Genomic DNA, 21,992 nt, shown 5'->3' on the forward strand with positions numbered 1-21,992 from the left:
GCGCATAATCGTGTTTGGTGACGCTGCTTGCATCGGATAGACTTCGGCTCAAATGGGAGTGCAGACCGATGGCAATAGACAGCGCCGGAACACTTGCGTTGCTGATCGACGGCGATAATGCCACCCCGAAAATCATAACCGGGCTGCTGGCTGAGATCGCCAACTATGGCACCGCCAGCGTCAAGCGCATCTATGGCGATTGGACCAAGCCGAACCTCAACGGCTGGAAAGAGTGCCTGCTGGAACACTCGATTCAGCCGGTCCAGCAATTCGCCTATACGACCGGGAAGAACGCAACGGACGGCGCGATGATTATCGACGCGATGGACTTGCTCTATACCGGCCGCTTCTCCGGTTTCTGCATCGTCTCAAGTGATAGCGACTTTGCCCGCCTGGCCGCGCGCATCCGTGAGCAAGGCGTCATCGTCTATGGGTTCGGGGAGCGCAAGACGCCCCGCCCCTTCATCACCGCTTGCGACAAGTTCGTCTATTTCGACGTGCTCAACACGGCCGGGGAACAGAAGGAAGCGGAAGCCGTCACCGCGCCTAAAGCGGCCGCCGCCAAGCCTGCACCGGCGAAAGCGGCACTCGATCGCGCTGCCCTCGACATGCTGGCGAAAGCTGTCACCGCCTCGGCCGACGAAGACGGCCGCGCTAATCTGGCCCGCGTCGGCGCGCACCTGGCGAAACAATCGCCGGATTTCGACGCCCGTAACTATGGCTTTCCCCGCCTCTCCGATCTGGTCGAGGCGTCGGGCATTGTCGAGGTCGAGCGCATTGGCGAAAATCCGAAAATTATCATGGTTCGCCTCAAGGGCGGGCCAACCCCTCGCCCCGCTAGATAGAAGGAAACGACACATGGCGCGCAAGACGATCGAACAGCGGTTGGCCGAGCTGGATGCGCAGCGCGCCACGCTCAAGGCCCGGCTCGGCTCGGCAAACAGGAGCGCGCCAACGATACCCGCCGCAAGGTGCTGCTCGGCGCGCTCGTTCTGCATCGCCTCGAAAGCGGCAAGGATGAGGAATTTTCCCGACGCCTCCGCGAATGGCTCAAGCGCGAGCTGCCCGACTTCCTGACGCGCCCTGGCGATAAGGAACTCTTTGCCGATCTGATCGCCAACGCGCCGGCCAGGGAGACAACAGACAGCGCCGGGGGGGCCGCCTCATGAATCAGGCGACGTTAGCCTGGGCCGCGTTCAAGAACATGATGCGGCAGGCTGCGCGTGATCCGCTATGGGCGTTCCTATCCCTGCTCGCCCTGCCCTTCCGCATCTGGAAACCGCTTCTCGGGCTTCTGTTCATCCTCATCATAACCCTGTTCGTGGTCGGCTTCGGCGGCCGGTTCTTCCTCGAACAAATGGGCTTCGGCCCCGGCTCGGTTCCCTTCATCGCGCTCGATCTCGTCACGCTGCTGGTGCTGGCCGCGATCACCTTCCGGCTCGTCACCAATCCGCTGATTATCCATTTCGGGGATATGGACGGCGAAACCCACGGCTCGGCCCGCTTCGCCACCGACAAGGAAACCGCCGCCCTTGCCCGCGCCGATTCCGGCCTGCTGATCGGCCGCGACGGCAAAACGGGAAAGCTCCTGCGCTATGACGGCCCGGCCCACCTGCTGACGATGGCCCCGACGCGCACCGGCAAAGGGGTGGGAACCATCATCCCTAACCTGCTCACGGCCGACCGCTCCGTGATCTGCATCGACCCCAAGGGCGAAAATGCCAAGATCGCCGGCCACGCCCGCCAGACCTTCGGCCCGGTCCACGTCCTCGACCCCTTCGGCGTCACCGGCCAGCCCTCGGCCGCCTTCAATCCTCTCGACCAGCTCGACCCGGCCGGCCTCGATGTCGCGGAAGATGCAAGCACCTTGGCCGACGCCCTCGTGTTCGATGAACCGGGCATGGCCGGCGAGGCGCATTGGAACGAGGAAGCCAAGGCGCTCATTGCCGGCCTGATCCTCCATATTGCCGCCAGCGAGCCGCGCGACAGGCGAAACCTCGCTACCCTGCGCGAAGCTCTCACCCTCGCCCCTGAAGCCTTCGCGGCGCTCCTGAAGGACATGCAGGCGTCAACGGCCGCCGGCGGCCTGATCGCCCGCGCCGCAAACCGCCACCTCGGCAAATCCGACCGGGAAGCGGCCGGCGTCCTCTCGGCCGCGCAGCGCCATACCCATTTCCTCGACAGCCCCCGCATGGTCGCGGTCCTCGGCCGATCCGATTTCCGCTTTGCCAATCTCAAGCGCCGCAACGCCTCGGTGTTCCTCGTCCTGCCGCCCGATCGCCTCGCCACCTATTCCCGCTGGCTGCGTCTGCTCGTCGCGCAAAGCCTGACCGACATGGCGCGCGACCCCGCCAAGCCGGCCGTGCCGGTCCTCTACCTGCTGGATGAGTTCGCCGCCCTCGGCCACCTCGCCCCCGTCGAGCGCGCAATGGGCCTCATGGCCGGCTATGGCGTCCAGCTCTGGCCGATCCTGCAAGACGTTCACCAGCTCCGCGCCACCTACGGGCAACGCGCCGGAACCTTCCTGTCAAACGCCGGCGTCCTACAGGTGTTCGGTGTCAACGATCACGACAGCGCCCGCCTCGTCTCCGATCTGCTCGGGCAGGAAACCGTGGTGTTCCAGACCATGAGCCGGGCGCTCGATTCCGAAAAATCCGGCCTCTCCTATGGCGAGCAACACACGGCCCGGCCGCTGCTGACCCCCGATGAGGTCCGCAACCTGCCGCAGCATGTCGAATTGCTGTTCCTCGCCGGGCAACGGCCGATCGTCGCCGGCAAGCTCGCCTATTACGCCGATGCAGAATTCCGGGGGCTGTTCGACCAAGCATAAAGGATGAAACCATGACCGACACCGATGCGCCCGAATGGCCCGATCCCGCCGACAAGGCCCATGCCGTTGAACAGGCCAAGCAGCTCCGTGACCAGGCCGCCAAGGGCGGCTTGCGGTTTGAAGCCTATCTGCCGCCGTCGCTGGCCCTGTGGCTGCTCGATCTGATCGAACAGGACACGTTCCTTGATCCGTCCGAAGCCGTGTTCGTGATCCTGGGCGAGCATAAGGAGCTGGCACCCCATGCCGATCTGCGCCGGGAACTACTCAAGCGCCGCATACAGGTGGCGGCCGATGATTCCCGACCGGGTATTTCGATGGAAGAAATGAAAGCCCTACTGCGCGAAAAGCGCGAAGCCCCCCTGCCCGAGCCGGCCAGATGGGAAAAGCGGTCCCGGCGCTGACGCACCGGGGCTTCTCTCTTGCGGCCCTCCGGTCACTTCGGCGCTATGTGGGAGCGCGTTCCCTCCGGGCCGGGGCCGGCTGCTCGCCGGCATCGCTCAACCAGGCCACACCCGCGACGCTAGCCCCCGGCCGTCCCGCTCTCATCATCTAGGGCCGTAGGGACGGCCGGGGGCGGGATGCAGGCAGACAACTTGCCAAATTGCTTGTTTGCCAACTTGCCAGCAATCAGGCAATCGCCTCAAGGCCCCTTTTCTGAATAACGGTCAGCAGCCGCAGCGCCGGGCCGCCGGGCTTCTTCACCCCACGTTCCCAATCTGACACCAGCCCCTTACTCACGTTGAGATAGCGGGCAAAGACAGGCTGCGAGATACGCTCACGCTCACGAATAGAACGGATTTCCTCGGGGGTCAGCGGCTCAACGGTTGTCAGACACCCCTCGTCAAATTCGCGCATCGTCTGCTTGTCGATCGCGCCGGACTCATAGAAGCCTTCCATCATCTCATGGACGGCCGCCAGAGCTTCACTCTTGTAAGTCTTGCTCATCGCAATTCACCTCGAACATTCGACCCGCAGCAACTTCCGCGTCCATCTGCGCATCTGCAAACCCCAAGACCAGCTTTGCGGCCTTCTTCAAGTAGGCTTCTTCCGCATCATCAAGGTTCGCCATATCGCTCTTGGCAAACCCGAACGCGAAAACCGCCCTCGTCTCCGCGCGGAAGAAAACCAGCGTTCGGAAGCCGCCAGACTTTCCAGCGCCGGGCCGCGCTACTCGTTGCTTGATAAGGCCGGCCCCTAGATCGGCGTCGATCTGGCCGCGCTCAGCCCGCTCTACAGCCTCACAAAGCATCGCGTCAGAGATTTTCTCCTTTCGGGCAAACTTGTGAAACCGGCTGTTTTTGAAAACCCTCACGCGACTTCCTCGCCCCTGAATGTATGACACATAGCGTTACACTTCAAGGCCCTTACCGCATCGCCGCTTTGCTGGCAATCAAGCACTATGTTTTGCCAGCAAGTCAGCAAGCGCCTCGCGCATGAGGTCTTCAATGGAGCGGTCGGTGTCGGCTGACAGCCGCTTAACACGGCGATGTTCCTCCGGCTCGACCACGACTGTCACCCGCTTCATTCCGGCCCGCGTGGCGGCATGGTAACGCTTACCCTCGGCACGATCCGGGGTCGGCGCGGGGGCGGATTCCGCGATAGGCGCAACAGGCGGCGTGGTCTGCGCGCCCACGGCCTTCATGCTCGCGGCTAAACTCGGTCTTTTCGACATGGTTTTATCCCATCAAACTGCCAGTTTGCCAGCAATACCATTATGCCTTATTGCTGGCAATACAGCTTGCCGTCAAATCAGCAATTGGCCTCTAAGCCAGGTCAGCAATTCGGACACTTCCTCGCTGGCTTTGCCGGCCGGCTCATACTCCGGAGCGGTTTTGCCGGCCGTGAGCGCATGTCCGAAAGCCGCCCGCTGCTGGAAGGCGACGGGGGCAACCTCCAAGCCGTGAACCTGAACGGCTTCCCGCGCATCGGCCAGAAGCTGCGTGGCACGCGGCGGCACGGCGTTCAAAACGACAAAGGCCGGCTTTTGGGCGAGTTTCACCAGCTCGGCCGTGCTTCCGATCGCGCGAAGATCGAGGATTCCGGCTCGGCACGGGATCAACACCATGTCGGACGATCGCGTTGCCGCCATTGCGGCCGCTTCCGAGTGCGGCGCGGTGTCGATCACGACCAGCTCGGCCCCGCCATCGGTCGCGGCCTGCAAGCCTTGCGGCAAACGAGTGTGAGGAAGCGCGACGACAACCGGGGCCTCACCTTGTCGGCTATCGCCCCATCCGGCGGCGCTTGCCTGGGGGTCAAGGTCGATGATAGCGGCGGGAAGCCCGGCCGCCTCGGCGGCCGTAGCAAGGTGCAAGGCGAGGGTGGTTTTTCCAGCCCCGCCTTTTTGGCTGACTATGGCGATTGTTTTCATATTGCTGGCATAGCAGCAAACCGCATTGACGGCAAGAATTTTTGCTTAAATGCCTTATTGCTGGCAATACAGCAAATATTAAGCCCCGCCCTTGCCCCTCGCTCCCTCTCGAAAGCCCGTAGGACGGTTGCCGCCGGCGCGAACGTGGCGGTTTTGCTGTGAGGGTGCCGCCTCCCGATCCGCCTTATACGCGGATCGGAACCGCCGCAGGGCTGCGCAAGCAGCCCGAACAGCGGCGACCGCTTATGTTTGCCCTCTTAGATAAAGATCAGATGGGGATTCAGTCTGGTTATCGGACTCACGTTTCATCACACTCTTTGCCAGCATCACGAGGGCCTTACCGAGCGGGCTATCGCCGGTGTCGAGCTGCGTCCGCTCATCGAGGGGCAGGGTGGTCTTGTAGGCGTCGATTGCCTCGCTCCATGCCTGCTGATCCTGTCCATGATCAGCAGGCGGGGGCGGGGCCTTGCCGAACCTGCCGAGAAACTGACGGGCCTTTTCCGGCAAGGACAGGCGATAGGCGTTGCTCGTCTGCTGGACCTGTGGGCCGCGCCCCTCGTTGCCGGTCGGCTCGTAGCGCCGCAGCCAGTCGATGAAACCATGCGCCCGCAGGTTCTTCAGCGCCCGCACGATCGTATCGCGCGACCGGCCTAGCCGATCCATGATCGTGGTGATTGACGGCTCTAACCGGCCGGTGCGGAAGTCTATGAGATTGACGAACAGCCGCAGCACGTCGAGCGCCACCGATCCTAGCGGGCCGCTTCGCTCGCCCTTCTCGTGCAAGCCGGCCTCATTGTAGATTTCGGCCGCCTTCAAGATTGCCTGAACGTCCTTGCGCGTCGTCGGCCGCCATATCCGGCCCTCCGATCGGCCCCGGATATGACTATGCCGGCGAACTGGGATCAGAACAAGAGCTGTGCAGAATCGTACGCTAAGGTCGAACGAAGCGTGAACCGAGATTCTTGTGTCTCGCGATTTCCAGGCGCGCCGTCTGATCCCAGTGGAAAACCGTGGCAGTAGGATAGCTGCTGTTTCCACATCCAGTCAGCTCGGCAACATTGAGCGGGAGTTGGTGTGTGCGGAGTTGAGCAGTGGCCAGGCGCAAGATTCTCAAAGCTCAGGATCGTCGGGAGCTTTTCGATATTCCGGCTGATGAGGACAGTCTAATCCGACACTATTCATTGTCCGCGTCGGATCGCCTCGAAATTGACCTTCGCAGGCGCGAGCACAATAAGCTCGGCTTCGCTGTTCAGCTTTGCGTGATGCGACATCCGGGCCGGGTGCTGGCCGCAGGCGAAATTCCGCCGCGTGCGATGCTGAAATATGTGGCCGACCAGATCGGCGCCGATCCCACTGCGTTTACAATCTATGCCCGCCGGGAAGAGACGCGCCGCGATCACATTGCGCGCCTGATGATCTATCTCGGCGTCAGAAGCGCGACAGCTCAGGATCGTCGCGCGGGGCTGTTGTCGGCAATTGAGGCGGCCACGATGTCCGACAGCGGCGCTTCGATTGTGAATGCCATTGTCGCCACGATGCGAGAACGCGGAGCCCTGTTGCCCGCGGTGGAGATCATCGAGCGAATGGCGCTTGCGGCCCGCGCCATAGCTCGCCGTCGCGCGGAGACAGCGCTTATCGACGGTCTCACACCTGAGAAGCTGCTGGCTCTCGACAAGCTGCTCGAGGTTGATGCGGCGGTCGGCCAGACTCGCTTCCATTGGTTGCGGTCCGCGCCGGAAGCGCCCGCAGCTTCAAATCTGGTAGGACTGACTGAACGAATTGCCTTCCTGCGCACGCTCGGGATCGATCCCGGTTTGCGGGCGCGCGTGGCATCCGGGCGGTGGGACCAAATGGTCCGTGAGGGCAATGCCACACCGGCGTGGCTGGCCAACGACTTCAATGCCAGCCGTCGCCACGCCCTGATTGTCGCGCAGGTGATCAAGCTCGGCGAGAAGCTAACCGATGATGCCGTTACGATGTTCATCAAGCTGATCGGGCGGCTGTTCTCCCAGGCGCACAGTCGCAAGAAACGGCGGCACATGGACCAACGGACAGACACCTCCAAGGCCCTGCGTATGTTCCTCGATACGATAACAGCGCTGCAATCGGCCAACGATCGGGGTCAGGACGCGCTTGAGGTTCTTGACCAAAAGGTCGGTTGGCACCGGCTGCTTCGAATGAAGCCTGAGCTTGCAGCAATGGTCGAGGACAACGAGGCATCCCCGCTGGTCCTGGCGGCCGAGCAGTATGGTGGCGTCCTCAAATACGCGACGGCGTTCCTGGCAACCTTTACGTTCCGTTCAGCGCGCCGCCACGATTCTCTGCTCACAGCTATTGCGATGCTCCGAAGGCTTCATTCGGAGGGACGGCGCACACTGCCCGAGCGTGTTCCGACCAGCCATCTCAGTCCAACCGATCGGAAACTGATCTTTGGGCAGCAGAAGCCCGATCGTCGGCTCTATGAGATAGCCACGCTCGCCGCATTGCGCGAGCGCCTTCGCTCGGCGGATATCTGGGTGGAGGGCAGCCGCTCGTTCCGCCCGATCGACGACCACCTCATGCCGCGATCTACGTTCACCGCGATGAAGGAAGAGGATCGGCTTGGCCTTGGTGTGGGCAGTGACGGCGCCGCTTGGCTGAACGAAGTAATGCAGGTGCTGGACTTCAATCTGAAGCGCCTGGCCTATCGCGCTCGCGCTGGTAAGCTCAAGGGTGTTCGTCTCGAAGCGGGAACGCTGATCGTGACGCCGACCGTCGGCGACGTTCCTGCGGCAGCCGAAGAACTGAACGCAGAGATCAGCGAGATGTATCCGCTTGTCGAAGTTCCTGATCTCCTTAGGGAAGTGCATGATTGGACGGGCTTTGCCGATCACTTCACACATGTCCGCACGGGTGACGCCCCACGGAATGTCTCCGCCATGCTGGCCGGCATCTTGGCCGATGCAACCAATCTTGGTCCGAAGCGGATGGCCGGCGCCTCCAAGGGCATCAGCGCCCATCAGATTGGCTGGATGCGCACCTTCCATGCCCGATCAGAAACCTATCGCGCCGCTCAGGCCTGCATCACCGACGCCCATACCGGTCACCCGCATTCCCGTCTGTGGGGCAACGGAACGACCGCGTCGTCCGACGGACAGTTCTTCCGTGTGAGCGACCGAGCGGCAAAACGCGGCGACGTCAACCTGCACTATGGCAGCGAGCCGGGATCGAAATTCTACAGCCACCTGTCGGACCAGTACGGCTATTTCAGCATTTTGCCGATCAGCCCCACGGAAAGCGAAGCGGCCTATGTGCTCGATGGCCTGTTTGACCAAGATACGATCCTGGATATCCAGGAGCATTTTACTGACACTGGTGGCGCGAGCGATCACGTCTTCGGGCTGTTCGCCCTGATCGGCAAACGCTTCGCGCCTCGATTGCGCAATCTCAAAGATCGAAAGTTCCACACATTCGAGAAGGGCGATGCCTACCCGGCGCTGACGAACCACATCGGGGCTCCGATTAACACCGCGTTGATTCTCGATCGTTGGGACGATCTGCTCCATCTGGCAGCCTCGATCACGACGCGCTCCGTCGTCCCCTCGACCATCCTCAAAAAGCTCTCGGCGTCTCCGATGGAAAGCCAGCTGGCAAAGGCGCTGCGGGAACTCGGCCGGATTGAGCGCTCGCTGTTCATGATCGAATGGTATTCGAGCCCAGCCTTGCGCCGACGGTGCCAAGCCGGCCTCAACAAGGGTGAGGCAGCGCATAAGCTCAAACGCGCGGTGTTCTTCCACGAGCGCGGCGAAATCCGTGACCGTTCATTCGAGAGCCAAGCATTCCGCGCGTCTGGCCTCAATCTTGTCGTCAGCGCCATCGTGCACTGGAACACCGTCTATCTCGACCGCGCTGTCACTCATCTGAAGCGAGACGGCAGAAACATTCCCGACACGCTGCTCAAGCACGTCTCGCCGCTCAGTTGGGAACACATCAACCTGACCGGCATCTACACCTGGGATACTGAGCACCAGATGCCCGAAGGCTTCCGATCGCTTCGCTTGCAAGCCCCAGTCCGGCGAGTAGCATGATGTTCATGATTCGTTCGGCCTTAGCGTACGATTTTGAGCAGCTCTTGTTCTGACCCCCACATGCGCATCGGCCAATCGCTCCAGGCGCCAGCCAGCAGCAGGTGGCGGAGCCCAGGTCGCACCCCGCCCTTCTTCGCTGCAGTGACCAATTTTTGGATATAATTTTTGGTCGCGCCGTCATTGCCACTGACCAATTTCTGGATATAATTTTCGGACACAAACGGATGCCTGATGCCGGATCCTACGTCCGATACCCTCGACCGCATCCATGACCGGATCGCCAAGGCGGCACCGGCCGGGGTGTGGTCCCGCGCCGACTTCCTCGATATCGGGACGCCCAATGCCGTGGAGAAAGCGCTGCAGAGGCTGACCCGGCGGGGCGACATCCGCCGCCCTCACCGTGGCCTCTACGACAAGCCCACAACCAGCAAGCTGACCGGCAAGATGGTGTTTCCGCCGCGCGCCGCGTTCATCGACGCCATCGCCCGGCGCGACAAGCTGCGTGTGCTGGTCGACGGCATGACGGCGGCGAACGATCTCGGCCTGACCACCGCCGTTCCGGCCCGGTCGACGATCCATGCGGACACCTATCCGCGGACGATCGAGATCGAGGCCAACGCCGGCGATCCCAAGGCCGCGCAGCCGGTCATTTACAGGCTGGACTTCAAGCGCATTTCGGCCAAGACCGCATTCTGGGCCGGCCGGCCGGCCATGCGCGTGGTCCAGGCCCTGACGTGGTATCGGGACGAAAAATCGAGCCTCGATGCGGCCGTCAACGGCATCGTGCGGCATCTGTCGCAGGCCCCCAACCGAGGGCAGGTCGCGCAGGACCTGCGCGACAACATCCAGGCGGTGCCAGCATGGATGTACCCCCTGGCGGAGACGATCGCGCGCAAGCTACTTGGCCAGGAAGGCGGGGCTGATGAACCCGATCCCGAGCGGCCGAAGGGGGAGCATGCAAGAGACGTTCATTGAAATCCTCCGCGCGAGCGTCGACGATCGCCGCGCCCTCTTTTCGACCGTCGCCGCCGGGCTCGAGACCCGCGCGGAGAACGTCGAGAAGGACCTCTATGTCTGCTGGGTGCTCGACTTCCTGTTCAACCGCCGGCCACACGATCCCATCGGACTCTATTTCAAGGGTGGCACCAGCCTCAGCAAGGCCTATGGACTGATCCGCCGCTTCTCCGAAGACATCGACATCGGCATCTACAAGGCCGACCTGAAGGTGCCGCTGGAAGCCGACATCGCCGCCCTGCCCTCGCCGACCCAGCAGCAGAAGGCACTGACCGACCGGGTCGACGAAGCGGCGCGGCAGTATATTTCCGGCCCGCTCAGAACCCTGCTGAGCGAGGAGATCACCGTCGTCGAAAGGGAGGCCGGGCAGAAGGGACATTTTTCCCTCAGCTTCGGCTTCGATCCCTACCGGAACAGGGAGGCCCTCGACATCCTGGTGGTCGGCTACAGGAGCGCCTTCGACGCCGGCGACGACTACGTCCAGGCGGCGGTCCGCATCGAGGGCGGCGCGCGGCCCGATCCCGTGCCCGCGGAGCCGCGAACGATCGTTCCCTATGTCGCCTCGGAAATGCCCGAGGACCGCGATCTCACCGTCGGAAGCATCATGACGGTCAAACCCGAGCGGACCTTTTGGGAAAAGGTGCTGATCCTGCACGCCATGACCGAGATGACCGTGAAGCGCCGTCTCGACGCCAGGCCGGACCGCCCGGAACCCAATCTCGATCGCTACTCGCGCCACTATTACGACGTCCATCAGATCTGGACCCATCCAGACTATGGCGTCGCGACCGCCTCGATGCTCGACCTCGCCGAAGCCTCCCGCCAACACAAGATGCTGATGTTTCGCGCGCCGGATCATCGGTACGACCGGGCGGTGCCGGGGACCTATCGTCTTGTCCCCACCCCGGAAATGCGCGCAAAGCTGGCAGCCGACTATGCGCGCATGTCCGCAATGATCTTCGGGACACCGCCCTCCTTCGAGGAGGTGATGGCGAGCATCGAAACGCTCGAACGACACCTCAACTCGCCCTCGGTGTCGCATCCCGATCAGCTGGGCTCGACAGCGCCATGAGGATGTTCGCAACCCGCGTCTGGGGCCTGGGATTTGAACGTCTGCCGATCGCGACCTTCGGATCGGCAGGCCACCTCAACCGTCTCCTCAGGCTTGCCGAACGCGGTGACCGCCTGCTGTTCGTGGGCACGAAGACGGAGCGCACACCAGACTCCCTCCAAGGGCGATTGCTGGGAATGGCGGAGATTGGTTTCGAACCGCTACGCACGCTCGAGATCGCCACCCACGCCGACCTCGATCCCCGCGACTTCGACGAGCGCGGCAACTACAAATTTCCTCATGCGGTCGCACTGACCCGGGCATGGCGCTTTGTGCCGCAGCCGGTGGTGACGGACACGCTGTCCGCCCAGCTGACCATGCTCGCGACGCCGGGCGTGGAGGAGCTTGAGGAGGATGATGTAAGGCGCGTCCTGGCCCTCGCTGCCGAGCCGCTCGTGCTGCCCGAGCTTGCCTCGCTCCAGCGGATGCGACAACTGAACGAGCTTCTTCGGCCGACCACCGGCCCGAGACCCCACGACACAACGTACGGCGTGCAACGCTCCGCTCAGAACGCCGCCGCGACCTACGCTTTGCGGTTCGGCAAGAGGAACATCTTCAAGATCGGCCACGCCGAGGATGTGAAGGTACGTCTCGCCGCCGTGAACCAGCACATCCCCGTCGAGGTGCTCAACGAGCAATGGGCGATTTTCCTGACCCAACCCTGGAAGACCTCCATCGAGGCCTACGAGATGGAGCAGCGCGTCTTGACCCGCATGGAACCGAGCCGGACCGGCTTCGAACGCCTGCAGTGCTCGGAAGCCGAATTGCAATCCGCATGGGCGGCCAGCCTTCTCCCTTGAGACGAGATTCCCCTCGCAATGAACCAACCACCCATCTTCCTTGAGATAGAGCGACAAGCAAAGGTCCGGCGGATCTTCCAATCCGTATTGGAGCCCTGCGGTGTTTGGGATCAGGTCAAAGACGTCGAATTCACCCTCCGACCGGAAGTGATCGTAGAGCCTACGCATAGCAAGGTGCTTTCTGACGCGATCCTCAACCACATGTTTCCGCACGCACCACAGCCAGCGGAACTTTTTCACTACACCAGCATCGATTCACTGAAGGGTATTGCAAAAACCGGGCTCCTGCGCCTCCATTGGGTCCACAAGCGCATTGATCAGGGTGAGCTCGAACCCTTCGCCATCAAGCATCGGCTGAAAGGTTACCTCGATTCATCGGAGAGTGAGCCCTATTTCAAGACCTTGTCCAAGGACCTCTTCTACATTTCGCTGACATGTCCGGGTTGCGGTGACGAATTCGAACTATGGCGCGCCTTTGCGCTGGGCGGCACCAGAGTGCGGTTGAGGCTCTTGGTGAACCCCTCGCGCGCCGAACTGCGGAAGATTCAGTATGAACCACCCGCGGGCACGCTTCTGATGGAACTGAACAGCACGCTTGCAGCCGAGGGTGAGCCACCCTTTGTACCGTGGACGGTGTCGAAGATCGGCGCCTTCTATCTGCCGTCGACGCTTCATCGGGAAGATGAGGTCCGGCTACTCATAAAGCGATACCCGGGAGGCCGAGACGAGACCGAATTTGACGGCCAGAATCGATACTGGCCGCTGCCGATTGGCCAACACAACGATTTCTGCGGCATCCGGCTTCTCGAGATCCAGTGCGGTCCCGCTGCACAGAGGAGAGACGTGCTGTCCGCCATTGCGGGCACGCCGTTTGAGACGACCGTGCCGGTCACCTGCGCGCCTCAGCCGTAAGCTTAGCCAGGCGGGAGCGAGGACAGCCGCCCCTGCTGTAGGCGTCGAAGGAACGTCCGCGCGGTCACCAGCACGACGTGGAGCCGGAACGTGCAGTGATCCTCGTCGGACAGGCCGGGGTGCGATCCATCGGTGTGGAGCATCTTGAAGAGGCCTTCGATATAGCTCCTGCCATCGGCGGTCCATTCCTTCCGGTCGATCGCCAGGAACTCGATGGAGTTGTCCGCCAGCATCTGCCGCATGTTGATGCCCTCCTGCAGCCGGGCCGCTCTCGACGGGTCGATAGAGCGGGCGATGTCGTTGAACAGCCCTTCGAGGAACGTCCGCAGTTGCGCGTTCGCCGCCTCCCAGTCGCCCCGCGTGTGCGCCTCGATCGCCTGATCCAGGTGTCGCAGCGGCACCGTGAACCCGAATCGCTTCAGCAATTCCCGGACCTCGTCGTCGGCCGCCGGCAGATCAACTTCCTCGGGCAAGGCGGCCCGCAGCTTGGGCGGCGCGCGCCATTCGCCCCAGACCACGACGTACCCGTCGCGCGCCAGGCCCCGGAGCAGGTCCCTCTGGCGGATGCTCGACGATGATTGCTCGGCGAGGCTCACCGCCTCGCGGACAAAGGCTTCGGCCAGCGAAAATCTCCCATCGAGGGTTTCCACCGGCACCAAGGCGCGGTCGAGGATGGTTCGACCAAGCCGATCGCACTTCTTTTCGATGCCGAGCGAAGTGTCGTCCGGGATCTCCGCTTCCAGGCCCAGGCGAAGCACCATCTTGTTGATCTGAGTGTGCGACCTGATGGCCTCGGCCAGAAGCTCATTGGCGGCGACAATCGTCGGCCGGGTAAACGGCTGGGCTCTCATAGCGGCTTCAACCCCCCTCCTCGTCTTCCCCATCCTCGGGCCCGAGATCATCGTCGTCGGCCGCTGGCGACGGAAACCCGCCGGCATGCAATTGCGCGGCCTCGAGCAGCCCGGCGTCCTCGAGCGCCTCGATGTCGGGCAGGTCGCGCAGCGTGTCGAGGCCAAAATGGACGAGGAATGCCCGGGTGGTCACATAAGTGTAGGGCGCGCCCGCCTGCGGGCTCCTGGGCCCGGCAACGATGAAGTCGCGCGCACGCAGCTCGGCGATGGTGTCGCGGCTGACCGCCTTGCCGATCATCTCGCTCAGGGCGCCCCGGGTCACCGGCTGATGGTAGGCGATGCAGGCGAGCACGAGCATGCCGGCCTCGGAGAGCGGAACCGGCGCTGGCGCCGAGCCGAACGCCGCGTGGATCGCCTCGGCGTGGCGCGCACGGGTGCGCAGCTGCCAGCCGCCGGCGACAGACACCAGCTCGTAGGGACGCTCACGCAACGCGTCCCGGATGTCCTCGATGACGAGCTCGATGCTGCAGCCCCATCCGACGACGCGGCCGAGCAGCTCCCGATCGACAGGACCTGGCGCGGCGAAGATCACCGCCTCGACCCGCGCGACCCATTCCCGCCAGCGCAGCTCCGGCGGCAGCTCGGCGAGCTCGGTGTCGAGGGTTGCGTCCGCGCGGCGCCGGCGGGCCATGGCTAGAGCCCGTAGAGCCGGAAAGTGGAACGGCCCGAGAGCTCGCGCACGGCGTCGAGCGCTGCGAGCCGCTCGAACAGTCGGCGCGACGCCCAGCGCGACAGCGCCGCCGTCGTCAGCGCGCCCGACACCGCGTCATCGTCCAGCAGCAAGGCGATAGCCTCCCCTGCCCCCTTGGCGCGCAGCTTTGGCGCCACGGCCCCGAGCCGCTCGGCGCGGCGGGCGATCTCGCCGGCGAGCCGGCAGGCCTCCGCGGCGCCGGCGGCCGCGGCAAGACAAAGCGCCGCCTCGCCCCCCTCCCCTCCCGGCCGATAGCGGCGACCACCCGGAGCGGATCGCAGCACGCGCGCGTGGATCTGGGTGGCGAGCACCGGCACCGGGATCGGCCAGCGCATCCGTCGCGCCAGCGTCAGGTCCGCAATCCACCAGGCGAGTGCTTCGGTTCCGGGTGCGGCCGCACTGACTGTGCCGACGGCCGACGCGGTGGCGAGCGGCGCCAGCCGACTGGAGGTGGCGGCCGTCTCGACCGCCTCCGGCAGGGCCTCAAGCGCCGGCGCCCAGGCCAGACCGAGCAGAGTGGCGAGCGAGCGCAGCCCGTCCACGTCGAGCATCGGGGAGCGGGAGGCGAGCCGTCGCCACGCCGCCAGCAAGTTGCCCGCGGGCCCAGGATCGGCGCCAGGCGGGCGCAGATGCCAGGCGTCGCGCAGCGCCCCCGCGTCCTCGCGATGGCCGAGCAGGCGGGCGACGCTCGCCGCCGCGTTCAGGGCCACGCGCTGGCGCCAGGCACCCGCCCAGGGCGGATCGGCGCGGACCAGATTATCCAATGAATTCAATGCTGCGCCGGCCATGTAGGCGGCCTCGACCGGGTCCTCCACGGGCGCGCGCGGGATCGCCCACCCCGGCACGGTCGGAGGCGCATATGCGGGCAAGGACGTTGAATCGGTCGCGGACATCGGCCGGAAGGATAACCGAGCGGTGCGCTTTATTCCATATTTTCCGATTGAAACCGCACCACCTGTCGCCAAATAAGAACATCCGATAATCTTGCATTATCGGTCGTTTTTGACATTATATAGAGAATGCGCGCTGTCGCTCGCATTTCACCGCCGGACAGCCCGCAAAAGGCGCCGCAGGCGTCGTTTTTCGCGTTCATTGAGCGGACTGGGTTCGCGCTTGATTTCCGGACCATGGCGGGGATTGCCAGCTCTAGCGCGCACCCTGACAGAGCCAGGACGCGCCCTATTAACTCACCCCGCTCCAACAAGGCCGATAGCTCGTCGCGTTCGCGTTTTATCGACCTCGCCAGAAGACCGTAGAGGCCGATCGGACGTCGCCGACAGGGCAAAGATCGGAAAACGGCAAATTGCCGCCTACGGGCTCCTGAGTGGCTTTGAGAGGATTCCGGCGTTTTTGGCCTGCTGCCGGTTTTTCGGACACCAGGTTAAGCTAGCATAGCTTTCTCCTCGAACTCGGCGGGGCTCATATAGCCCAGTGTCGAGTGCCGTCGCCGGGGATTGTAGAAGCGCTCGATGTAATCGAACACATCGGCCCTGGCGTCATCCCTCGTCCTGTAGACCTTGCGGGCTGTCCGCTCGGTTTTCAGCGACGAGAAGAAGCTCTCCATCGCAGCATTGTCCCAGACGTTGCCCGACCGGCTCATCGAGCAGGTGATGCCGTGATCCGCCATCAGGCGCTGGAACTGTTCGCTCGTATATTGGCTGCCTTGGTCCGAGTGATGCAGCAGGCTGTCAGGCTTGCCTCTACGCCAGATCGCCATGATGAGGGCGTCGGTGACGAGCTGTGCCGTCATCTCCGCCTTCATCGCCCAGCCAACGACGCGCCTGGAGAACAGGTCGACGACGGCGGCAACGTAGAGCCAACCTTCGGCGGTCCAGATGTAGGTGAAGTCGGCGATCCACTTCTGGTTCGGGGCCGATGCCTCGAAGGCGCGATCGAGAAGGTTGTCCGACACTGCCGCTCGCTCGCCGGTGTCCTTCGGCAGTCCACGACGTCGCGGCCGGGCTCGCAGACCGTTCTCCCGCATGAGCCTCTCGACGCGATGCAAGCCACAGGAGAGCCCCTCCGCCAATACGTCGTGCCAGACGCGGCGGGCGCCATAGGTGCGGTCGCTGCTCTTGAAGCTTCGGTCGATCCGGGCAACGAGCACCTCGTCGTGCCGGGAGCGAGCGCCGGGGCTGCGGTTGAGCCAGGCATGGAAGCCCGAGCGAGAAACATCCAGCGCGTCGCACAGCCATGCCACCGGCCAGATGCTCCGGTGCCTCGCGATGAAAGCGAACCTCATATCGCTTCTCTCGCGAAGAAGGCTGCGGCCTTTTTTAGGATGTCGCGCTCCGCCTTCAGCTTCGCCACTTCCTTGCGCAGCCGGTCGATCTCCTGCTGCTCAGGCTTCATCTGTCCGTGGCCAGGAAACGCATGCTGCGGATCGCCGCTAGCCTCCCGAACCCACTTGCGCAACACGTTCTCATGGAGGTCCAGATCGCGAGCGGCTTGAGCCACCGAAACACCCCGATCCTTTATCAGCCTCACCGCCTCAAGCTTGAACTCGCGGCTGAACTTCCGTCTCTGCATTCCAACTCTCCAGTTCCGTCAAACACCTTATCTCGGTGTCCACGAAACCGGCAGCAGGCCATTTTAAGGGCTCTAGCGGCAAATCAAGCCTCCATCGCCCTTCTCCCGCCCTTCCCTCCCGTCCCGGCGCGATCATGATTGAATTCCAGCGTCTTCCGTGCAGCGCGATGAATCTGATTTGATGAGACGGGCCGCCAAGAGCACGCTGTCTCACGATATCTGAACCCCCAGGCTGGCTTTCGATGGCGCCGACGGCACGCTCGCTTAGAGGGCTGCCTCCACGGACAGCGCAGCATCGATCAGACGCGCACGCAGGCGCTCCTGCTTTCGGCGGGGCAACACTTCTGCTGCGATCCAAGCTGGATGAGCCAGAATTTGACGGGCCAGGCGCTCGTACTCGGCCGAGGAACGCTGCTGCGCCTGAATAGGCGGCGATCGGCTTGGAATCTGCCTATGTCGCGGCGCAGCACGCCGGCTCAGGCGGGCAGCCAATTCCGACAGCGTGCCATCCTTGCGCGGCTCGATGCCGAAAACATCGTCCAGAGCCAGCAAGGTGATGAACCGCCACCGTATCGGCAACCGGCCAAGCGGAGCTTCCGCACCGACGGCATGACTGGCGTCATAGGGACACCGCCAGCCGGCGGCTCCGAGCCAGAGCGCCAGCGCGGGGCGCGCAGCAGCCGGATCGTCGAGAGGCGCCCAGAGCGTCGCGAACGCCCTTTCGTACCGCTCCCGATCATGATCGTCCCGGTCGACACCTACCGTGATCCGCTCCTGGAGGACGAGCGCGACACCGACAAGCGCAGAATCCGGAGACCGCCCGCCCTCGCCTCCCCGCTCGGTGAGGGCCCCTTCGCAATGATTGCAGACGGGCCGGGCGTAACCCGCGCGCATGCGGAAGCCCAGGGACAGAGGCTGATGGCAGCACGTGCAGCGATCGTGAAACAGCCGGCCATGCCGAGGGCAAACGCAGAGTTCAGCAAGCTGCCAGTGGGCTCGCAGATAGGCGTCCCGCCCGGCGGCATGATCGTCATCGAAGCACGCGGCACAAACCGGCGGCGATCCGAGCGACGGCGCCCACTCTGGCCCCTGGCTCGCGTACCAGGGTCGAGGGCGCCGCGGATAGCGTTGGTTCAAGGACAGGCGCCGCAGGCGGTCCGGATCGACACCGCAGGCCGCTGCCCACTCCCCTGTTCGATCTGCCGCTGGCGCACAGTCATCGATCGGCAAAGGCAGTGACGGAGTTTGCCCTGCATTGAAATGGCCTGCCAGTTCCTCGGCCGAAAGACCATAACGGCACGCCACCCGCGCGAGCCATGATGACAGCAATTCGTCGCGAAAAGGCCGTGGTGCGACCGGCAAACGGCTCACCACCCTCACCGTGTCGCCGCCTGCGGCGCCCGCCGGCGCGCCGATTGCGTCATCGACACCAGCGGCAGCACCAAATCATCACCGAAGCTCAGCAGATCGAGCCGTTCCCGTCCCGATCGGACGGCCTCCTCGGCCGCCGTCTCGATCAGCCTGAAAATCCGAGCCGTAACACCGCTGGTAAGCATGTGGATCCGTGCTCGGACCGCGTCGCTTTCGAGATCCGACGGAGCTCGCAGCGGCAGGATGCCGGCCAGGCTCTTCAAGAGCCGTGCAAAGGCGTGATCATTCTTCCAGGGCTTGAGATGGAACGCTTCGAAGCGCTCGGCGAGCTGGGCGTCGGTGAGCAAGGCCTGACGCGCCAGATCCGTACCGGCGCAGACAAGCGGCACTCTCAGGTCGTTTGCGAGAAACCGCAACGCATTCAGAAAAATCCGTTGTTGCCGATAGGTCCCCGCCAGCATGCCGTTCACCTCATCGAGCACGATCAACTTGGCGCCGACCGTGCGCAGCAGCGAGCGGCAGATGTCCTTTTCCCGGGCAAGCGCCCCGCCCACGAGCGCAGGAGCCTGCAGGCTGGCCAGCAATTCGCGGTAGAGATCCCGCTCGACCGGTTCCGAGGGCACCTGCGCCACGACGACCGGCCGGTTGGTGACGCCGGTCGACTGACACAAGGTCGCCGGATTTGCGCGTTCGAACTTGCGAACGATCTTGGTTTTGCCCATGCCGGTGTCGCCGTAGATCAGCAGGCACGGCATGCGGTCGCGCGGCGGATAGGCCAGCAAGGCCTCCAGACGGGCCAGCACTGCGGCCGCTTGGTCGAAGCCAATCCAGCGATCGGCCTTAATCCAGGCGATACGCTCTTCATCGGGGAGCGCGGCATAGCGGCGGTAGCGAGCGTCGAGGTGCTCGTAGGCCCCCTCCCCTCTCACGACCATTCCTCAACGGGAAAGATGGGCACCTTGCTCCAGTCGATCGGTCGATCGTCCTCGGCTTGCCCTGGCTCGGCCGGCGCCGGGGAGGTGCGCGTTGCAGCGGCGCCGAGCGCGCGGTCGCGCTTTTCGGCCAGCTGACGTGCCGCTTTGGTGCGCCTGGCGGCCTCATCAACCAATGCTCGTTGAGCCTCGATGGTCTCGAAGATCAATTGCTCGTCGACAAGCGCAAGACCGCGCTCCCGCAGGGCGGTCCGGGCGCGGCGGTGCTCGCCCAGCGTAATCGGCGGTCGTCGCAAATCGGCAAAGCGGATCGGCCAGCGCGTGCCATCCGGAGCTCTTGCGAAGATTTGCGAGAGATCGCGTGGATCGTAAGCCACGCGCAAGGGCCGATCGAGCCGCCCGGCCCAGATGCTCAGGATGTCATCCCAGTAGCGGAGGCCGAACAGATGGATGCCGTCGCGTCGGACCTGCCGGTCAACGGAAGGCAGGAAATCGATCATGAAACCGGCGAGGTCATGGGGCTGACGCACGGGCCTGACACGGCGGCCCAAGGTTTCACACCAGGCCGCCAGCGGCGGAATTCCCAAGCCTCCATGCCGATCAGCATGGTAGCGCGTGATCTCAAGCGCCATCCACTGCTCGAGCTCATCCAGCGTCATCATCGCATTGGCGGCTGAGTCATAGTCGCCGCGCTCGTCGATATCGCTGAAGGTCGTGCCCGGCAGAAGGTGGACGGCACCCATCATCGTGCCGATGAGCCGTTCGATATGGCCGCCGTAATGGGGCGTCGCGACCGGTCGGTGGATGAGGTCGATGCCATATTCCTCAGCGCCGCGCCGCAGGGCGAGCGACCGAAACTCCTTGGCGTTATCGACATGGATCGCATCCGGGAAACCGCAGGTCGGCCAATCCGCATCGATGCCCAGTCCAGCAAGCCATGGCTCTTTCGGCTGCACGAGGTGCTGAATTGCGAGCGCGACCGAGACCGCTGACGGCGCTTCGAGCGTCAGATAGAAGCCCGCGACCATGCGGCTCGCAACGTCTTTGGCGAGCGTCAACCACGGCCTTTGCAAGGGCCGTCGGTGCTCACGATCAACGACGATGACGTCGACCAGCGTATGATCGATCTGGACCACCGCAAATGCTTGCCCGGCTTCGTATTGCCCAGGAACCGGCCGAAAGCGGTCCCGCGCCGCCTTCGGGCCCTCCCGCGCGATGGTGAGTTCGGCAGGATCGAGCACAGTGATCCGTGCGTTGACGGTATGCCAGGACGGCGCCCGCAGGCCGCGTACACGGCAGAGCCTGCAGATTTCCTTGTGCAGCTGATTGATGCTCGGCTTCTGGCGCGTCTTGTAGAAGTCCTGCAGCGCCTCGGCGACCACCGTTTCGGTCTCATCCGGCAGTCGGCGGCTGCCTTGTCGCGTGCCCGCGGGGCGCGGCAGCAGCGAGCTCGCGACGGGAAGCTCGCGATAGGCCCTGATCAACTCATAGAGGCGGGTTCTTCTGACGCCGAGCTCATGGCAGGCGCGGAGGAAGTCGGACCGGCCGGGACGGTCGAGCGATACCAATCGCCGGATCACGGCCTCCCGAGCAACCGCCTCGCTCCAGGCAGCGTCGTCGACCGTGTTCTTGTCCGGCGTAGGAACCACAGCGACCTCGCTGCGAAGTTCGTCCGCCCGAGAACGCGATTCGTGCCAGATCAATGATTTGCCGGCCGCCAATGAAATGCGAACGACACGCGCTGTCGCTCGGCCGAGATGGCTGGAAAGGCCCGGTCACCCGTCGTTTTTCGCCTCCCCTCTTCCCGGATCGGCGGATTCCTCGCCCTAATTGAGTGGACCGCTCCGCCTGGATCGACGGATCATTGCCGCTGCCGAAGCCGTGAAGGCGCGCGCCGGACGCAAAATCAGCCTCCTCGTGCCAAAGGGGCACCGCGCCGGCGTCCCAAAACCCCTGAAATCACCTGTTTTCCGCTCAGAGCTCCACAGGCGGTCGTTCCGGCCCCTCTTGGCACTCGGACCCATCTACGATGCCCAATCGGTCTCTATGGCCGTCTGGCGAGGTCGATAAAACACGTCTGCAAAGGTTCGTTTGCTCAAATCTGCATTGATTGTACAAAGGGCCTGGAATCGCCCCTGGAAACGCCATGGCCCGCCCCGCCTTCTCCCCTCCCCGGCCGGCTCGTCGCCTGATCGGCTATGCGCGGGTCTCGACCGACGAGCAGGCGACCGATGCCCAGGTCGACGAGCTGCGCGCGGCCGGCTGCCAGATCATCCACCAGGAGCACGGTTCCGGTGCCTCGCGGGCCCGGCCGGTGCTGGCCAGGCTGATGCGCGAGATCGGCGCCGGCGACGTACTGGTGGTGGTGCGGCTCGACCGTCTCGCCCGCTCGGTCAGTCTGCTCCATTTTGGAGCGCCTGCGCTTGGAGGCGTTGCGGAGGAGCCCATCGAGGATT

General features: G+C 63.8%; 20 protein-coding genes and 2 pseudogenes. 10 read left to right on the forward strand and 12 right to left on the reverse strand.

Features of this window, described 5'->3' with window-relative positions:
• Positions 1-68: 68 nt before the first annotated feature.
• The 4 genes and pseudogenes from EZH22_RS29860 (at position 69) to EZH22_RS29875 (ending at position 3,231) form a co-directional block, all read left to right on the forward strand.
• Positions 69-845, forward strand: coding sequence for an NYN domain-containing protein (locus EZH22_RS29860; RefSeq protein ID WP_030092369.1), 777 nt, complete (start codon positions 69-71; stop codon positions 843-845).
• Between the two features lie 13 nt (positions 846-858).
• A pseudogene (locus EZH22_RS29865) lies at positions 859-1,169 on the forward strand (mobilization protein).
• Positions 1,166-2,830: a type IV secretory system conjugative DNA transfer family protein gene (locus tag EZH22_RS29870; RefSeq protein ID WP_030092367.1), complete on the forward strand. Its 1,665-nt coding sequence runs from the start codon at positions 1,166-1,168 to the stop codon at positions 2,828-2,830. Before EZH22_RS29865 ends, EZH22_RS29870 begins: the two are co-directional and overlap by 4 nt.
• 11 nt (positions 2,831-2,841) lie before the next feature.
• On the forward strand, positions 2,842-3,231 hold the full coding sequence (locus tag EZH22_RS29875; RefSeq protein WP_030092366.1) for a hypothetical protein: 390 nt from the start codon (positions 2,842-2,844) through the stop codon (positions 3,229-3,231).
• A gap of 226 nt (positions 3,232-3,457) precedes the next feature.
• Here the strand turns inward: EZH22_RS29875 and EZH22_RS29880 are convergent, their stop codons facing one another.
• The 5 genes from EZH22_RS29880 to EZH22_RS29900 form a co-directional block, all read right to left on the reverse strand.
• On the reverse strand, positions 3,458-3,775 hold the full coding sequence (locus EZH22_RS29880; RefSeq protein WP_024899700.1) for a helix-turn-helix domain-containing protein: 318 nt from the start codon (positions 3,773-3,775) through the stop codon (positions 3,458-3,460).
• Positions 3,753-4,142 (reverse strand): type II toxin-antitoxin system RelE/ParE family toxin, encoded by a 390-nt coding sequence (locus tag EZH22_RS29885; RefSeq protein ID WP_019200205.1) that lies wholly within the window; start codon positions 4,140-4,142, stop codon positions 3,753-3,755. Before EZH22_RS29885 ends, EZH22_RS29880 begins: the two co-directional genes overlap by 23 nt.
• 78 nt (positions 4,143-4,220) lie before the next feature.
• Positions 4,221-4,502, reverse strand: a complete 282-nt coding sequence (locus tag EZH22_RS29890; protein WP_037506114.1) for a ribbon-helix-helix domain-containing protein — start codon at positions 4,500-4,502, stop codon at positions 4,221-4,223.
• Between the two features lie 72 nt (positions 4,503-4,574).
• Positions 4,575-5,198 carry a nucleotide-binding protein gene (locus EZH22_RS29895; RefSeq protein WP_030092365.1) on the reverse strand — a complete coding sequence of 208 codons (624 nt, stop codon included), beginning with the start codon at positions 5,196-5,198 and terminating at the stop codon, positions 4,575-4,577.
• Positions 5,199-5,441: 243 nt separating this feature from the next.
• Positions 5,442-6,158, reverse strand: a complete 717-nt coding sequence (locus tag EZH22_RS29900; protein WP_231711629.1) for a helix-turn-helix domain-containing protein — start codon at positions 6,156-6,158, stop codon at positions 5,442-5,444.
• Positions 6,159-6,289: 131 nt separating this feature from the next.
• On the opposite strand from EZH22_RS29900, the gene EZH22_RS29905 reads away from it, so the two are divergent.
• From EZH22_RS29905 to EZH22_RS29925, 5 genes are all read left to right on the forward strand, one after another.
• On the forward strand, positions 6,290-9,265 hold the full coding sequence (locus tag EZH22_RS29905; protein WP_203196853.1) for a Tn3 family transposase: 2,976 nt from the start codon (positions 6,290-6,292) through the stop codon (positions 9,263-9,265).
• 231 nt (positions 9,266-9,496) lie between these two features.
• On the forward strand, positions 9,497-10,240 hold the full coding sequence (locus EZH22_RS29910) for a DUF6088 family protein (RefSeq protein ID WP_203196854.1): 744 nt from the start codon (positions 9,497-9,499) through the stop codon (positions 10,238-10,240).
• On the forward strand, positions 10,221-11,351 hold the full coding sequence (locus tag EZH22_RS29915; RefSeq protein WP_203196855.1) for a nucleotidyl transferase AbiEii/AbiGii toxin family protein: 1,131 nt from the start codon (positions 10,221-10,223) through the stop codon (positions 11,349-11,351). The genes EZH22_RS29910 and EZH22_RS29915 overlap by 20 nt, the downstream gene beginning before the upstream one ends.
• The gene (locus EZH22_RS29920; protein WP_203196856.1) at positions 11,348-12,190 is read left to right on the forward strand and encodes a hypothetical protein; all 843 of its coding nucleotides are present in this window, start codon (positions 11,348-11,350) and stop codon (positions 12,188-12,190) included. The genes EZH22_RS29915 and EZH22_RS29920 overlap by 4 nt, the downstream gene beginning before the upstream one ends.
• Positions 12,191-12,208: 18 nt before the next feature.
• Complete coding sequence (locus EZH22_RS29925; protein ID WP_203196857.1) at positions 12,209-13,102, forward strand: hypothetical protein; 894 nt, start codon at positions 12,209-12,211, stop codon at positions 13,100-13,102.
• A 2-nt stretch (positions 13,103-13,104) separates the two neighbouring features.
• On the opposite strand, the gene EZH22_RS29930 is transcribed toward EZH22_RS29925, so the two are convergent.
• From EZH22_RS29930 to EZH22_RS29960, 7 genes are all read right to left on the reverse strand, one after another.
• Positions 13,105-13,953, reverse strand: coding sequence for a hypothetical protein (locus tag EZH22_RS29930; protein WP_203196858.1), 849 nt, complete (start codon positions 13,951-13,953; stop codon positions 13,105-13,107).
• 7 nt (positions 13,954-13,960) lie between these two features.
• Positions 13,961-14,644: an SMC-Scp complex subunit ScpB gene (gene scpB, locus EZH22_RS29935; RefSeq protein ID WP_203196859.1), complete on the reverse strand. Its 684-nt coding sequence runs from the start codon at positions 14,642-14,644 to the stop codon at positions 13,961-13,963.
• 2 nt (positions 14,645-14,646) lie between these two features.
• Positions 14,647-15,519 carry a DUF1403 family protein gene (locus EZH22_RS29940; RefSeq protein ID WP_333473743.1) on the reverse strand — a complete coding sequence of 291 codons (873 nt, stop codon included), beginning with the start codon at positions 15,517-15,519 and terminating at the stop codon, positions 14,647-14,649.
• Between the two features lie 566 nt (positions 15,520-16,085).
• Positions 16,086-17,233, reverse strand: a protein-coding gene (locus EZH22_RS29945) for an IS3 family transposase (RefSeq protein ID WP_203196861.1) whose coding sequence is annotated in 2 segments (ribosomal slippage) — positions 16,086-16,984 and positions 16,984-17,233 — 1,149 coding nt in all. Because the reading frame shifts where the segments join, the coding sequence is not laid out codon by codon here.
• 264 nt (positions 17,234-17,497) lie between these two features.
• Positions 17,498-18,604, reverse strand: coding sequence for a TniQ family protein (locus tag EZH22_RS29950; protein WP_203196862.1), 1,107 nt, complete (start codon positions 18,602-18,604; stop codon positions 17,498-17,500).
• Between the two features lie 5 nt (positions 18,605-18,609).
• Complete coding sequence (locus EZH22_RS29955; RefSeq protein WP_203196863.1) at positions 18,610-19,539, reverse strand: TniB family NTP-binding protein; 930 nt, start codon at positions 19,537-19,539, stop codon at positions 18,610-18,612.
• Positions 19,530-21,239 carry a Mu transposase C-terminal domain-containing protein gene (locus EZH22_RS29960; RefSeq protein WP_231711618.1) on the reverse strand — a complete coding sequence of 570 codons (1,710 nt, stop codon included), beginning with the start codon at positions 21,237-21,239 and terminating at the stop codon, positions 19,530-19,532. The genes EZH22_RS29955 and EZH22_RS29960 overlap by 10 nt, the downstream gene beginning before the upstream one ends.
• A 443-nt stretch (positions 21,240-21,682) precedes the next feature.
• Between EZH22_RS29960 and EZH22_RS29965 the strand changes: the two are divergent.
• Positions 21,683-21,940: pseudogene (locus tag EZH22_RS29965) on the forward strand (recombinase family protein); the annotation flags it as partial.
• Positions 21,941-21,992: the final 52 nt, after the last annotated feature.

Origin of the sequence: Xanthobacter dioxanivorans, assembly GCF_016807805.1 — a bacterium.
Taxonomy (GTDB): Bacteria; Pseudomonadota; Alphaproteobacteria; order Rhizobiales; family Xanthobacteraceae; genus Xanthobacter; species Xanthobacter dioxanivorans.